Genomic DNA, 14,063 nt, shown 5'->3' on the forward strand with positions numbered 1-14,063 from the left:
CCCCCTTGCGCAGCCAGGGTCGGCCGGGAAGGTTGTCCGGTCGCATCGCCGCTACGCCAAGCTTGGGCTGGTGGTTTTGGGTGCGGTGCTGATCGTAGGGTTCTTCACCCTGGGGGTCTGGCAGGTCAGACGTCTGGCCTGGAAGACGGCCCTGATCGCCCAGATCGAGGCGCGCATTCACGCGCCTGCCTCCCCGGCTCCCGGCCCGGCTCAATGGCCCTCGGTCACCCGGGAACGGGACCAGTATCGCCACGTGGTCGTCCAGGGCGTGTTCCAGCATGATCGTGAGACTATGACCCAGGCGGTGACCGCCGCCGGCCCAGGTTTCTGGGTGATGACGCCGCTGAGGACTGATGCTGGGTTCACGATCCTCGTTAATCGGGGTTTCGTTCCCTCCAGGCTTCGCGCAGGGGAAAGCCGGCCGCTGGGCCTGGTGCGCGGCGAACAACGGGTCACCGGACTGCTGCGCATAACGGAACCTCGCGGCGGCTTCCTGAGGGCCAACGATCCGGAACGCGACGCCTGGCGGTCTCGCGACGTGCACGCTATCGCTGCCCGCCGTGGGTTGAGGGAGGCGGCGCCCTATTTTGTCGACGCCGATGCGACACCCAATCCCGGCGGCTGGCCGAGGGGGGGCATGACCGTTGTGCGGTTCCCCAACAGCCATCTGGTGTATGCGATAACCTGGTTTGCGCTCGCCCTGGGCGTCGCCGTCGCGCTAGGTGTCGCCCAGCGTGCGCAGCGCCGTGGAGACGCCCCTTGATTCGCTGGGCCGACCTTTCCCGCCTTCTCGGCCTGGACGAGCGCGAGGAGGTCGTGGTCTCGCCGCAGACCGCCAACCTGCGCAATATGCTGCTGCTCGTGCAACTGCGCTGGGTCGCGGTTTTCGGGCAGCTGGTGACGATCTCGGTGGTCGCCTGGGGCCTGGGCGTGAGGCTGCCCTTGCCCTGGCTGCTGGTCGCCCCCGTCGTGCTGACGCTGATCAATCTGTCCAGCCTGCCGATGCTGCACCGCGGGCGGGCGCCCACCGATCGGCAACTCTTCCTGGCCCTGTTCGTCGACGTGGCGGCCCTGACCCTGCAACTCAGCCTCAGCGGCGGCGTCACCAACCCCTTCGCGCCGCTATACCTGCTTCAGGTGGTGCTCGGCGCCATTCTCCTGGCGCCCGCCTATGCCTGGGCGCTCATCGCCATCACCAGCCTGTGCACGGCAGGCCTGAGCTTCGTCTACCATCCACTGTACCTCGTGCAGATGAGCCGCGAGGCGCTCTTCACCCTCTACCTGCAGGGTAGCCTGGTCTGCTTCGTGCTGATGGCTGTGCTGTTGTTGCTGTTCGTCACGCGCATCAATCAGAACCTGAAGGCGCGGGATTCATACTTGGCCGATCTCCGCCAGCAGGCCGCTGAACAGGTTCACATTGTGCGCATGGGGCTACTGGCCTCCGGCGCCGCGCACGAACTGGGCACGCCGCTGGCCTCGCTCGCGGTGATCCTCAGCGACTGGCGGCGCGTGCCGATCTTCGCGCTGGATGCGGATCTCGCCGCGGATATGGGCGTGATGCAGGCCGAGGTGGAGCGCTGCAAGGCGATCGTCACCGGCATCCTGATATCGGCAGGCGAGGCGAGAGGAGAAGCAACGATCCGCACCACGCTCAGAACCTTCCTGACTGAGGTCGTGGACAGCTGGCGCGCCACCCATGACCAGGTCGCAGTGGACCTGACGGACCTGGCTGGACAGGATCCCGCGATCATATCTGACACCGCCTTGAGGCAGGTGTTCGCGACTCTGTTCGACAACGCGGTGGAGGCCGGCGCGCGCCACGTGCAACTTCGCCCGGCCATTGCGCGCGGCGTGCTTGGGATTACCGTGGCCGACGACGGTCGGGGGTTCGCCCCCGAAATCCTGGAGCGGCTGGGGCAACCCTACCAATCCACCAAGGCCCAGGCGGGAGCCGGCCTTGGCCTGTTCCTGCTGGTCAACACCCTGAGGACTCTGGGCGGCACGGTCCGTGCCGCCAACCGCATTGGCGGCGGGGCCGAGGTGCATCTCTCCCTACCGCTGTCTGCGCTCGCACTGGGCGAGGCCAATCGTGACGCCTGAAGATCCCCGCACCCTGGTCATTGTTGAGGATGACTCCGCGTTCGCCGGCACCTTGTGTCGATCATTCGAACGACGCGGCTATACGGTCAGCTGGGCCGCCAGTCACGATGAACTCCGGGTGCTGCTGGCCACCGAGGCCCCGCGATACGCCGTGGTTGACCTCAAGCTGAATGGGCTGTCGGGCCTGGTCTGCGTCCAGACTCTTCACGCGCTGAACCCGGAGACGATCATTGTCGTGCTCACGGGCTTCGCCAGCATCGCGACGGCGGTCGAGGCGATCAAGCTGGGCGCCAGCCACTACCTGGCGAAACCGGCCAGCACGGACGATATCGAGAAGGCGTTCGGGCGCGGATCAGGGGACGCTGAGATTCCTTTGGGCACCCGGCCGACCTCGATCAAGACCCTGGAGTGGGAGCGGATCCACCAGACCCTGGCCGACACCGGATTCAACATCTCGGAGGCCGCTCGGCGCCTGGGCATGCATCGACGCACCTTGGCGCGAAAGCTTGCCAAGCAGCAGGTGAAGTAGAGACGGGCGGGCTGGCGGCAGATGACGGCCCGCCTTGGGGGCAGGCCCGTCGCTCACCTGGCTACCAGCCAAGGCTGCCGGGGGCGCCCTTGAAGGGCCCCGCAAGGGCGCTTGTAATCCACCCGCCGTAGAAGTCGCCGGCCTGAGGCGTCACGCTTTCGCCATCGACACAGCACTGGTCGAATGGGCCGGCATAGAAGGCGATGTGATCGCGCAGGCTCACAAAGCCGGGGCTGGGGTTGGCGTAGCTCCAGCCGACCCGCGGCAGGACAAGATCACCGATCACCAGGTCCCAATAGGTCGCAGCGCCCTTCCATTCGCAGAACGAGGAGCCCTCGGCGCGGCGCAGCATGCCGGGGGCGATGGCCGACGGCGGAATGTAGTAGCTCGGCGGATGGCTGGTCTCGAGCGTACGGATGCTGTCGCGGGTATCGGCGACGATGACGCCCCGGTGCGCGATGACGATGTGGGCCTGACTATGCGCCGCGACGGGCGGCCTGGGATAGGACCAGACGCTTTCCTGGCCGGGGCCGACGGGATCGGGTCGAGGCCTCATGCCGGCCCGCGCTCAAAGAGTCGCTGTAGCCTCGGCCGAACGCGCAGGAACCCGACATAGAGGCGCTCAAGGAGGGCCAGCACCCACGGCCGACGTGCCGCGAGCCCCAGGGGACGCAGCAGCGGAATCGCCCGCCACATCGCCGCAAAGGCGTCCGCGCCCGACACCAGCACACCGTCTTCGCTGGCATGAAAGCGCGCCAGCAATTCAGCGCGATCGATGGGGCAGGAAACATCGTCCCCCGTGGCATCCACAAAGTGGATGGCTCCGGCCCTGTCGAGCCGACGCATGAAGGCGATTTCGCGGCGGCAAAGCGGGCACCCCGCATCGTACCAGACGGTCAAATGGCTCATAGGTCCAAGGTAGGATGCCGAGGTCGTCTGCGCACCGGCTAATCCGCAATGAGTGGCGCCGCCGATCGGCCCCAGGCGGAAATCGGGGCTAGAGCATGATCGTTTTAGACGGAACCGCGTCGCGGTCCCGGCTGACGCGTGAATCATGCTCTCGCTTAAATCTGGAGCCTGATTCACCGCATCGGCGGAATCGCGAAGCGATTCCACCTCAACGGATCAGGCTCTAGGACGACGCCTTGATATGCGCCGCAAGCGCCGTGCCGGACAGCCAGGCGGCCTCCACGCGGGGGCCGATCAGCCAGTCCCCACACAGGCCCAACCGGTGTTCGGCGTCCCAGATGGCGCCCGAACCCTCGGCGCCCGATCTCGCGTACCGCCAGCGATGGGCCGCACGGGCGATCGGGGTCGCCGCCGCCGTCCCCAACCTGTCCCACAAGGCCCTCAGCAGGGTCGAGGCGACCTCGTCTTCCGGCGCCTCCAGGTTTTCGCTCGACCAGCCCGGGCTGGCCTGCAGCACCCAGGCCTCCGGCCCCGTCCGCGCCGGCTTGGATCCGTTGCGGGCGGCCCAGCCGAGCGGTTCGCCGTCATCGCCCCGCCAGCAATCCAGCGTGGTTGGAAGTCTGTCGGCGAACGCCGCCATCACCGTCCAGCAGGGCATGGTTTTCGTGGATCGAGCCCTGGCGGCCATGGCCGGCGCGACCGACACCGTGAGCTCCGCCGCCTGCTCAGCCGGCAAGGCCAGGGCCACGGCGTCCACCTCGACCGTGGTCCCGGTCTCCAGGTGCAGGCGCCAGCCCGGTCCTTGCCGCGACAACTGGGTCACTCTCGCACCCCACTGGACGGGCAGTTCCTCCGCCATCTGCCGCAGCGGCGCATTCATGCCCGGCGTCCCCACATAGGCGTCCGCGCCGGCCGCCGGCCAGGGGGCGAGGCATCCCTTCGCGATCCATTCCGCCGCCCTGTCCCGAAAGCCGGAGTCGCGCAGGGTGAAGTATTGGGCGCCGTGGTCGAAGCTCGCCTCCCCCTGGGGCGTGGTGATCCGACGCACCGACATCCGCCCACCAGCGCCTCTGCCCTTATCCAGCAGCGTCACCTTATGTCCGCTGCGCGCCAAAACCTCCGCGCATGCCAATCCCGACATGCCCGCGCCCACGATCCCAACTCTCATGTCTGTCTTTGCTCTGCGCCACGGCTTCGGCAGGGTGCGCCGACACGTCCAGGCTCAATCATCGGGAATAGCACGGCGAGCGATGACAAGAACGACGGCGGCCCGGGAGGGACTGCTGTTGATGAAGGTTTTCAATATTTTTGTACTGTCAAACCCACCAAAGCTAACCCTTGAATTTCCAATAGGTTGGACGGCGACTGTCAAATCGGCGCCGCCCGCCGCTTGGGTCCAGCTTTGATCTGGACAGCTGAGCATTTCGATCGGGACGCGCAGATGGCGTGAACCTCTGGGTCTCGAAGACGGGGCCACGGGGCGTGTGCGCGACCTAGAGCATGATCGTTTTAGACGGAACCGCGTCGCGGTCCCGGCTGAAGCGTGAATCATGCTCTCGCTTATCTGGAGCCTGATTCACCGCATCGGCGGAATCGCGAAGCGATTCCACCTCAACGGATCAGGCTCTAGTAGGAAATTGTCAGGGTCAGGGAGACCGTGCGCGGCCGCAGCGGTGTCGCCTGTCGCGAGGTGCGGACGGTGAAGGGGTTGCCATAGGCGAAGGTGTCACCGCGGGAGTCCGTGAGGTTGTCGATCGCCAGGGTCAGACGCCAGGGCTCGGAAACCAGGCTGGCGGCGACGCGGGCCACGCCGTAGTCACCCATCTTCGGCGCCGTGACGGCGTCGAAGGTCAGACGCGAGACGCCGACATAGCTGTAGCGGGCGTCTGCCTCCAGACGCCGGTCGGCAGACAGGGGCCAGGCATAGTGGGCCGAGACCCCCGCTGTCACCGCCGGGGCGCCGGCCAGGCCGAGATCGGCGCGGCCGGGGAATGCGGGATTGGCCTGGTCGAGTTCGGGCGAATTGACCAGCAGCTCGCCCCGTAGCACCAGGGGGCCGTCGGTGTAGGCGGCCTCCAGCTCCACCCCAAGATTGCGGCCGTCGCCGATATTGGCGGTGAAAGGCAGGGCCGAGGGCAGCAGCTGGTCGCTCTGGATGTTGCGCCAGAAGGCCTCGAACACTGCCGCCCGCAGCTTCAGCCGGTCGTCCAGCAGGCTGGCCCGCAGGCCGGCCTCGACGCTCCAGAGCTCATCGGGCTGGTAGAGACGGTAGGGTTCGGAGCCGCTCTGCGGGTTGAACACCTGGCCCGGCGCCCCTGTGGTGTTGGCGCCGCCCGCGCGATAGCCCTCGGCGGCCTGGACATAGGTCAGCAGGCTGGGGCTGACCGCATAGGCCAGGACCACCTTGGGGGTGAAGCCCGAATGCTTGATCTGGCCCGTGAACCGCGCGGCGGCTCCGGCCAGAGGCGCGGTGATCGCGCTGTCGACCTCGGTGTCGGAGGCGAACAGTCGTCCGCCCACCGTCAACCGCACCCGCTCGCCCAGGGGCAGTTCGACCTGGCCGAAGATCGCCGCCTCGTTCAGGCGGTCGCGGCGGACCTCCTGAAAGCCGGTGACTCCGGCTGGGCCGAGGGTCGCCAGCGTCAGGCCGATATCCTGGCGGGTCCGGGCCAGGAACAGGCCCACCAGCCAGGGCCGCTCTGCGGTGAAGGGCGCGCTCAGAGTGACCTCGGTCACCAGGCTGCTGATGTCGTCCTCGTCGTCATAGGCCGCGGGACCGGGGGGCAGCGCCAGGGGCGGGGCGGTGGTGGCGTCATAGCGGCTGGCGACCTGGTGGCGCACCACGGCGGCCGAGGCGCGCAGCTCGCCCCAGGGCAGAGCGCCCTGCAGGCCTAGATGGGCCTCAGCGAAGTCGTTGTCGTGCGGCTCGCGGACCTGGTTGCGCCGGGTCAAGGGCGCGGCGTCTTCCAGCGCGTACTGGGTGTCGTGGGAATTGATCGTCTGGCTCACAACCCCACCGGTCAGACGCCAGCGGTCGTCCAGGTCGAAGCGGAGCGCCAGGCGCAGGCCCGTCCGCACGGAGCGGTTCACGTCGTCCAGGCCCAGGCCCGGGTCGTCGATATAGCCGCCCTGGGCGTCGCGATAGGCGGTCAGGCGCGCCGCGCCGCGGCCGCCGGCGAAGGGCTGGTTGATCATCCCCTCCAGCACCGAGGAGGGCCCGCCGTCGTGGGCGACGGCGGCGGAGACCGAGGCCCATGCCCCGCGCCGGTCGGGATCAGGCGGTGCGGTCACCAAGTGTAGGACCCCACCGAGGGAGCCAGCGCCATAAAGCGCGCCCTGGGGGCCGCGCAGCACCTCCACCTGGGCCATGTCGGTGAGGCGCAGGTCAGGGTCGGGGGCGTTATAGGTCAGGCGCACGTCGTCGAGATAGATCCCCACCATCGACTGGGTGCGGCCGGTGAGGGCGCCGTCCGATAGCCCGCGCAGCAGGATCTTGTCCCGCCCCGGCCCAAGGTTGGTGACCATCATAGAGGGCGTCGTGAGGGCCAGATCACCGGCGTCGCGGACCCCCATAGCGGTGAGGAGGTGGCTGTCCTGGGCGCTGACGGCATAGGCCAGGCGGTCGGCCTGGGTGGGCCGGCGGGTGGCCACCACAATCAGTTCCGAGGTCTCCACAGGCGCAGAGGGTGTGGCGGCGGCCGGCCGGGTTGGCGCGACGGGCGGCAGCCGGACGATCTCCACCGCCCCGGCGTCGATCAGGCGATAGCCGCACCCGGTTCCGGCCAGCAGCCGGGTGAGAGCGACCTCAAGGTTGTATCGCCCCTCAAGTCCGCGAGCGGGGCCGCAGGCAAAGGCCGGCCCGGTGCTGATGGAAACCCCGGCCTGGATCGCAAGCTGCGTCAGGGCGGCGGGTAGGGGCTGGGGCGCGATGTGAAACCCGATCAGACGCGGAGCCGCGCTTGCGGCGCAGGCGGCCGATAGACCGATCACCAGGCTCAGGGCCGACACCCATCGGCGCCACAGGACAGACGGCAAGGCGAACGCCCTCGAAGGCAAGCGGGGGCGTCAGCGTAGAGTGATTTCCGCGCCGGTGCGAACAACCGTCAACGACAGGTAGCGGGACAGCCGGTCCACCAGCACCGCTTGGTCGCCAAGGTCGAGCACGCCGGAGAAGCGGCGGCGGCCGACCGCCTCCGACACCCGGATCGGGGTGGGGTAGCGGCGGTTCAACGCCGCGACGATTTCCGACAGGGGCTGGTCCTCGCAGATCAGGCGGCCCTGGGTCCAGGCGAAGGCGGCGTCAGGCGCCACGGCGCTGACCCGGGAGGTGCGCGCGCCCTCCACGTGATGCAGGGCCTGGCCGACGGTGAGCCGCGCCACCGGGGCGGGGCCCAGGGCAGGCTGACGCACCTCGACGACGCCGCGGCGGACGCTCACCACCACGGTCCTGTCGTCATGGCGGATGTTGAACTCGGTGCCGACCACCCGCACCTGCTGGTCGCCCACCGAGATCAGGAAGGGGCGGGACGGGTCCTTGGCCACGTCGAAGGTGGCCTCGGCCTGGGCCATCTCCACACGCCGGGCGCGCCAGCCCAGGCGTACGGTCAGTTTGGAGCCGCCGTTCAGACGGATGTGGCTGCCGTCGGCCAGGGCGATCTCGCGGGTCTGGCCGACGCCGGTCTCGTAGGTGGTCGCCGGACCCTCATAGGCGCGCCAGGCCAGCGGCGACACCACCAGGACGGCGGCGGCAGCGGCCAGGGCGGCGATGAACCCCCCACGTCGGGTTGCGGCCGGCCGGGGCCGGAAGGCCTGAACCTCGCCGGTGGACGGCGCCAGGCGCGGTGCGATCTGCGCGGCCTGGTCGGCGACCTCGGCGGCCAGGGCCTCGACCGCCTCGAAGGCGGCCTGATGCTGTTCGGAGGCCTCCAGCCAGTCGGTCAGGGCCGACCAGTCGTCGCCGGTGGCGGCGTCGGACTGCACGCGCACGAGCCAGGCCAGCGCCTCGTCGCGCAGGGCCTCGGTCGCGCCGGGGTCGGTGCGCGGGCTCATCTCGGCATCGGGTTTGTGGTGCGGGTCATCTGGGTGCTCGCCCCAAAGACGCCACAAACTCCCAGGCGCCTCCAAGAAATCTTCGCGGTCATCGTCCCACCCTGGCCAGGATGCGCTTGAGGCTGGCCATGATGTGTTTCTCCACGCTGGAACGGGAGATCTTCATGGCCGCGGCGGTCTCGGCGTGGCTGAGCCCCTCCAGCTTGTGCAGGCGGAAGGCCTCGCGCACCTGGGGCGGCAGGTCGTTGACGGTCTCAATGATCTGGTCGAGGCGTTGGCGGGCGTCCAGCGCCTCGTCGGCGGGCGGGGTCTCGGAGATGTCCTCTCCGCCGGAGGCGCTGGTGTGGACGTCGCGCCAGGCGGCGTCGCGATGGCCGGCGCGCCTCGCCTGCTTGATCTTGTCGAGCATCAGGTTCGTGCCCAGCCGATAGAGATAGGCGGCGGGATTGCCGATGTCTTCCGGCGGACGGCCGGAGATCTTCAGATAGATGTCCTGCACCAGATCCTCGGCGGCCTCCTCCGACCGCAGCCGGACGCGGAAATAGCGCACCAGCTCGGGGCGACGCTCCAGATAGACGGCCAGCAGGGGATCAGAAGCGTCCAAGGCGGGCTGAGTTCCTTCGGCCCGAGGGCCGGCGCGCGCCGGGAAATCCGGCGTTCGGGCGCGATGTTCCCCATGCCGCCGCGCGACGCAATCCAAAACCTTTGAGGCGGTCCGGAGGACGCGTCGTCGTTACCGGTTGAAGCGCCTTGGGGCGCTCACACGGACCGGAGACGAGCCGCGATGGAAGTGATGATGGTCGATGACGGGGCCCTTCAGGGGCGTCTGCAATTCGACGCCGAACGGGTGCGGCGCTTCACCTCGGTGGAGCCGCGGGTGATCTCGATCCACCACCTGCTTGCCCCCGAGCGGCTGCGGGTCGAGGCCTTCCTGGAGGCGGCCTATGACCGCGCCTTCCAGGGCAGAATCCGCAACCACTATCCGACCCTGATGAGCGTGCAGGACCGCCAGGGGACCATCCTCGCTGCGGTGGGGTTCCGGTTCGCCGGCCTCGGGCCGTTGTTCCTCGAGCAGTATCTGGACGAGCCGGTGGAGGCCGCCCTGACCGCCAAACTGGCGGTTCCGACCGACCGCGCCGCCGTGGCCGAGATCGGCAACCTGGCCTCGGAAAGTGGCGGCGCCTCGCTGTTCCTGTTCCTGGCCCTGGCCCGCCATCTCGACCAGCGCGGTTGCACCCACGCCGTCGCCACCGCCACCCGGCAACTGCGCCGCAGCTTCGCCCGGGTCGGCTTCGCCACCCAGCCCCTGACCCGCGCCGAACCCGCCCGGCTCGGCGGCGGCGCGGCCGACTGGGGCGCCTATTACAGCCGTGACCCGGAGGTCCTGGCCGGCGCCATCGCCCCGGCCCTGCCGGCCCTGGCCCAGATGCTGACCGCCGATCCCATCGCCGAGGCCGACGTCATCCCCCGCCTGCATCCCGCCTGCCGGGGAGAGGTGTGATGAGCCGGGTCCTGCAGGCCATTGCGGCCCACGCCCTCTCCAAGCCCCAGGCCGTGGCCCTGAGCGGCGGCGACCAGAGCTTCACATACGCCCAGCTGGCTCAGGCCATCGAGGACGCCGCGGCGCAGCTGGCGGGTCTGGCGCACCTGAAGTCGCCCGACGCGCCGGTGGCCGTCATGCTGGAGAACGGTCCGGCCTGGGTCATCCTCGACCTGGCCCTCGTCAAGCTGGGCTGGCCCAGCCTGCCGATCCCTGGATTCTTCACCCCGGCCCAGCGCGACCACGCCGTCGCCGACTCAGGCGCGGGCCTGCTGATCTCGGCCGAGGACGCCGGCGCCCAGCTGCGGATCGCTGGGATCGAGCTCACGGCGACGCCGCTGGCGACTGCTGCGCCGCGCCTTCCGGCCGGCACCGCCAAGATCACCTACACCTCCGGCTCTACAGGCCAGCCCAAGGGGGTCTGCCTGTCTCAGGACCAGATGGAGGCGGTGGCCGCCTCCCTGGTGCAGATGATCGGCGCCGACTATGCGGGGCGGCACCTGCCCCTGCTGCCGCTCTCCATCCTGCTGGAGAATGTGGCGGGCCTTTACGCCACCCTGATAGGCGGCGGCCGCTATCACGTCCTACCGCCTACGGAGCTGGGCCTGGATAACCCCTTCCGCCCCGACCTGGCTCGCCTCACCGCGGCGATCGCCGGGGAGGGGGCCACCAGCCTGATCCTGGTTCCCGAGCTGCTGCGCGCCGTGCTGATGGTGATGAGCTTCACCGGCGCGCGGTTCCCGAACCTCAACCTAGTCGCCGTCGGCGGCGCCAAGGTCGCCCCGCAACTGCTGGCCCAGGCCCAGGCCCTCGGCCTGCCGGTCTATGAGGGCTACGGGCTAAGCGAGTGCGCCTCGGTGGTGACCCTCAACACACCCTCCGCCCACCAGACAGGCGCTGCGGGCCGGCCCTTGCCGCACCTTACCGTGGAGATCGACTCCGGCGGCGAGATTATCGTCAGCCCGCGGCCCTTCCTCGGCTATGCGGGCGGCCAGCCTGCTCTGGGCCCGGTCCGCACTGGCGATCTGGGCCGGTTTGACGCCGACGGCTTCCTGCACATCGACGGGCGGCGCGCCAACACCATCATCAACGCCTATGGCCGCAACATCGCGCCGGAATGGGTGGAGAGCGAGCTGCTGGCCCAGGCCGAGATCCGCCAGGCCATCGTGTTTGGCGAGGGCCAGGCACAGCTGGGCGCCCTGCTGGTGCCGCTCGCGCCGGACATGGCGGCCGCCGATCTTGAGGCCGCTGTCGCGCGCGCCAACCGTAACCTGCCCGCCTACGCCCAGATCGGCCGCTGGCAAGTCCGCGCGCCCTTCGATCCCGCCGCTGGGGAGCTGACCGGCAACGGCCGGCCCCGCCGCGCGGTGCTGCTGACCCACCCCTTTGTCGAAGCCCAAGCCTAGGAAACGCCCACGTGACCTTCTTCGAACGACTTATCACCGAGACCCTGGAGGGCCAGGCCACCCTGGCCGCCGTGCCGCAAATCCAGGACGGCCTGGCCGGCAGGATCTCTCGCGAAACCTACATCGCCTATCTCACCGAGGCCTATCACCACGTCTGTCACACCGTGCCCCTGATGCAGGCGGCCAAGGCAGGGCTCGACGACGCCCACGCCCACTTCCGCGAGGCCCTGGACGAGTACATCGCCGAGGAGACAGGCCACGAAGCCTGGATCCTCAACGACATCCGCCATTGCGGGGGTGACGCCGAGGCGGTGCGCCGCGGCCCGCCGCGCCCCGCCACCCAGGCCATGGTCGACTACGCCTACGACTACATCGCCCGCATCAATCCGATGGGCTTCTTCGGCATGGTGCTGGTCCTGGAAGGGACCAGCGTGCAGCTGGCCACCCAGGGCGCCTCGGCGGTGGCCAAGAGCCTGCACCTGGGGCCGGAATGCTTCAGCTACCTGACCTCGCACGGCTCGCTGGACCAGGAGCACCTGGTCTTCTTCCAGAAGCTGATGGACCAGGTGGACGACCCCGCCGACCAGTCCGCGATCATCGAGGTGGCCAAGGGGATCTTTGACCGCTTCGCCGAGGTGTTCCGCGCCATCCCTCACGACCGGGAGCTGGCCCATGCGGTTTGAGGACCAGGAAATCCTGCTCACCGGCGGGGCCGGCGGGCTCGGCGCCCTGATCAGCGCCCAACTCACCGCCGAGGGCGCGCGGGTCACGGTGATGGACCGGGTCGCGCCGACCCAGGCTGTCGGCTTCCTGAAGGCCGACCTGTCGACGCCGGCGGGGCTTGAAGACGCCGCTGCGGCGGTGTCGGGCAAAGTCTGGGACATCGTGGTCAACCTGGCGGGCATCCAGCACTTCGGACCCCTGGAGCGGCAGTCCCCCAGCCACCTGCTGGCCAGCTACATGGTCAATCTGGTGGCCCCCGTGCGCCTGACCCAGGCGGCGCTGCCGGCCATGAAGGCCCGCGGCAGGGGCCAGATCGTCAATGTCGGCTCCGTGTTCGGCTCCATCAACTTCGCCCACTTCGTCACCTATTCCAGCGCCAAAGCCGGGCTTCGCGGCTTCAGCCAGGCCTTGCGGCGAGAACTGGCGGGGACCGGACTGGCGGTCACCTATGTGGCGCCGCGCGCGGTGCGCACCGCGCTGAACTCCGCCGAGGTGATGGCCTTCGCCAAGCTCACCCACATGAACATGGACGAGCCCAAGCAGATCGCCGCCCGCATCGTCGACGCCATCGGTGCGCGGCGCCGGGACGTCTATTTCGGCTTCCCAGAGAGCCTGTTCGTCCGCCTTAACGCCATCTTCCCAGGCCTCATCGACCGCGCCCTGTCGGCGAACGACCGCAAGGCCGCCACCCTGTTCGCCCGCTGATCCCAGGAGATCCCATGAAACTCGCCCCCTATCTCCTCGCCCTGTCCCTCACCGCCAGCGCGGCGGCGGCGGCCGAGCCCCCCGGCTTCGAGAGCCGCCTCGACGGCCTCGCCGACAGTTGGGCCCACGTGAACTACGAGGTGCGAGACACCGCGGCCCGGGCCACGGAGGCCGAACGCCTGGCCGGCCAGGCCGAGGCGCTCGCCCGGCAATATCCCAACCGCGCCGAACCCCTGGTCTGGGAGGCCATCGCCCAGGCGACCGAGGCCGGCGCCAAGGGGGGGCTGGGCGGCCTGGCGCTCGCCAAGAGCGCGCGGGGCCTGCTGCAGAAGGCCGAGAAGATCAATCCCGCCGCCCTAGGCGACGGCTCGGTCTACACGACCCTCGGCTCCCTCTACGCCCAGGTGCCTGGCTTCCCCATCGGGTTCGGCGATCCCGCCAAGGCGCGGACCTATCTGTCCAAGGCCCTTGCGGCCAATCCGGGCGGCATCGATCCGAACTATTTCCAGGGCGACTTCCTGCTGCGGCAGGGGGACGCCGCCGGCGCGGTGAAGGTCCTGGATCGCGCGCTCGCCGCCCCGCCGCGACCGGGCCGCGAGGTGGCTGACCGCGGCCGTCGGGCCGAGGCCACGGCCCTGCTGGCCAAGGCCCGTCAGAAACTCAAGTCCTAGCGCCCCGGCGCTCGGTCCGCAGAGGGGCGGCCTACCCCTCGTTTCAATCTCAGAACCTCAAGGATCATCACAAGTGAGCATTTCCAGCATCGGGTCCTCGACCCCGCCCGTGGCGATCGAGTCCACCGAAACCAAAGGGCCGGACATCAAGAATGACCACGACGCCGACGACGCGCCCCGGCCCGCGCCGAAGTCAATCCCGCCCAAGGGCCAGGGAACCATCCTCGACACCAATGCCTGACGCTTGCGGAAAGGTCGCGCTATGGCGCGGCCTTGCTCGCGCGCCGAGGGTTAAGGGTGTCGACCATGCCGATGACACCCTGATCGCCGGCCAAGCGTCTCGGGTGCTGGTCCGGTTCAGGATACCGATAAGGAACGCCTCAACCGCAGGCTTGCGCGGAGACAGGCCCTGAAATGGAGGGTTTGCGCGC

Annotated in this window: 15 protein-coding genes; 9 read left to right on the top strand and 6 right to left on the bottom strand. The window is 69.2% G+C overall.

What is annotated here, in order from left to right:
- The first annotated feature begins 70 nt into the window (after positions 1-70).
- The 3 genes from JKL49_RS04775 to JKL49_RS04785 are packed head-to-tail and all read left to right on the top strand — an operon-like array spanning position 71 to position 2,629.
- Positions 71-763, top strand: a complete 693-nt coding sequence (locus tag JKL49_RS04775; protein ID WP_430700663.1) for an SURF1 family protein — start codon at positions 71-73, stop codon at positions 761-763.
- On the top strand, positions 760-2,100 hold the full coding sequence (locus JKL49_RS04780) for an ATP-binding protein (RefSeq protein ID WP_249778026.1): 1,341 nt from the start codon (positions 760-762) through the stop codon (positions 2,098-2,100). Before JKL49_RS04775 ends, JKL49_RS04780 begins: the two co-directional genes overlap by 4 nt.
- Positions 2,090-2,629: a response regulator transcription factor gene (locus JKL49_RS04785; RefSeq protein ID WP_215338571.1), complete on the top strand. Its 540-nt coding sequence runs from the start codon at positions 2,090-2,092 to the stop codon at positions 2,627-2,629. Before JKL49_RS04780 ends, JKL49_RS04785 begins: the two co-directional genes overlap by 11 nt.
- 61 nt (positions 2,630-2,690) lie before the next feature.
- On the opposite strand, the gene JKL49_RS04790 is transcribed toward JKL49_RS04785, so the two are convergent.
- The 6 genes from JKL49_RS04790 to JKL49_RS04815 all read right to left on the bottom strand — a co-directional run bounded on the left by JKL49_RS04790 (position 2,691) and on the right by JKL49_RS04815 (position 9,191).
- On the bottom strand, positions 2,691-3,185 hold the full coding sequence (locus JKL49_RS04790) for a DUF427 domain-containing protein (protein ID WP_215338573.1): 495 nt from the start codon (positions 3,183-3,185) through the stop codon (positions 2,691-2,693).
- Positions 3,182-3,538: a thiol-disulfide oxidoreductase DCC family protein gene (locus JKL49_RS04795; protein WP_215338575.1), complete on the bottom strand. Its 357-nt coding sequence runs from the start codon at positions 3,536-3,538 to the stop codon at positions 3,182-3,184. Before JKL49_RS04795 ends, JKL49_RS04790 begins: the two co-directional genes overlap by 4 nt.
- Before the next feature lie 223 nt (positions 3,539-3,761).
- A complete protein-coding gene (locus JKL49_RS04800; RefSeq protein ID WP_215338577.1) occupies positions 3,762-4,706 on the bottom strand; it encodes an NAD(P)/FAD-dependent oxidoreductase in 945 nt (314 codons plus the stop codon).
- Between the two features lie 458 nt (positions 4,707-5,164).
- A complete protein-coding gene (locus tag JKL49_RS04805) occupies positions 5,165-7,573 on the bottom strand; it encodes a TonB-dependent receptor (protein WP_215338579.1) in 2,409 nt (802 codons plus the stop codon).
- A 30-nt stretch (positions 7,574-7,603) separates the two neighbouring features.
- Positions 7,604-8,587, bottom strand: a complete 984-nt coding sequence (locus tag JKL49_RS04810) for a FecR family protein (protein ID WP_215338581.1) — start codon at positions 8,585-8,587, stop codon at positions 7,604-7,606.
- Positions 8,588-8,675: 88 nt separating this feature from the next.
- Positions 8,676-9,191 (bottom strand): RNA polymerase sigma factor, encoded by a 516-nt coding sequence (locus JKL49_RS04815; protein ID WP_215338583.1) that lies wholly within the window; start codon positions 9,189-9,191, stop codon positions 8,676-8,678.
- Positions 9,192-9,371: 180 nt separating this feature from the next.
- On the opposite strand from JKL49_RS04815, the gene JKL49_RS04820 reads away from it, so the two are divergent.
- The 6 genes from JKL49_RS04820 (at position 9,372) to JKL49_RS04845 (ending at position 13,873) form a co-directional block, all read left to right on the top strand.
- Positions 9,372-10,088, top strand: coding sequence for a thermostable hemolysin (locus tag JKL49_RS04820; protein WP_215338585.1), 717 nt, complete (start codon positions 9,372-9,374; stop codon positions 10,086-10,088).
- A complete protein-coding gene (locus JKL49_RS04825; protein WP_215338586.1) occupies positions 10,088-11,533 on the top strand; it encodes an AMP-binding protein in 1,446 nt (481 codons plus the stop codon). Before JKL49_RS04820 ends, JKL49_RS04825 begins: the two co-directional genes overlap by 1 nt.
- Positions 11,534-11,544: 11 nt before the next feature.
- A complete protein-coding gene (locus JKL49_RS04830; RefSeq protein WP_215338587.1) occupies positions 11,545-12,216 on the top strand; it encodes an iron-containing redox enzyme family protein in 672 nt (223 codons plus the stop codon).
- Positions 12,206-12,961: an SDR family NAD(P)-dependent oxidoreductase gene (locus JKL49_RS04835; protein WP_215338588.1), complete on the top strand. Its 756-nt coding sequence runs from the start codon at positions 12,206-12,208 to the stop codon at positions 12,959-12,961. Before JKL49_RS04830 ends, JKL49_RS04835 begins: the two co-directional genes overlap by 11 nt.
- A 14-nt stretch (positions 12,962-12,975) precedes the next feature.
- The gene (locus JKL49_RS04840; RefSeq protein ID WP_215338589.1) at positions 12,976-13,632 is read left to right on the top strand and encodes a tetratricopeptide repeat protein; all 657 of its coding nucleotides are present in this window, start codon (positions 12,976-12,978) and stop codon (positions 13,630-13,632) included.
- Positions 13,633-13,705: 73 nt separating this feature from the next.
- Positions 13,706-13,873, top strand: coding sequence for a hypothetical protein (locus JKL49_RS04845; protein ID WP_215338590.1), 168 nt, complete (start codon positions 13,706-13,708; stop codon positions 13,871-13,873).
- Positions 13,874-14,063 lie beyond the last annotated feature (190 nt).

Source organism: Phenylobacterium glaciei (genome assembly GCF_016772415.1).
GTDB lineage: Bacteria > Pseudomonadota > Alphaproteobacteria > Caulobacterales > Caulobacteraceae > Phenylobacterium > Phenylobacterium glaciei.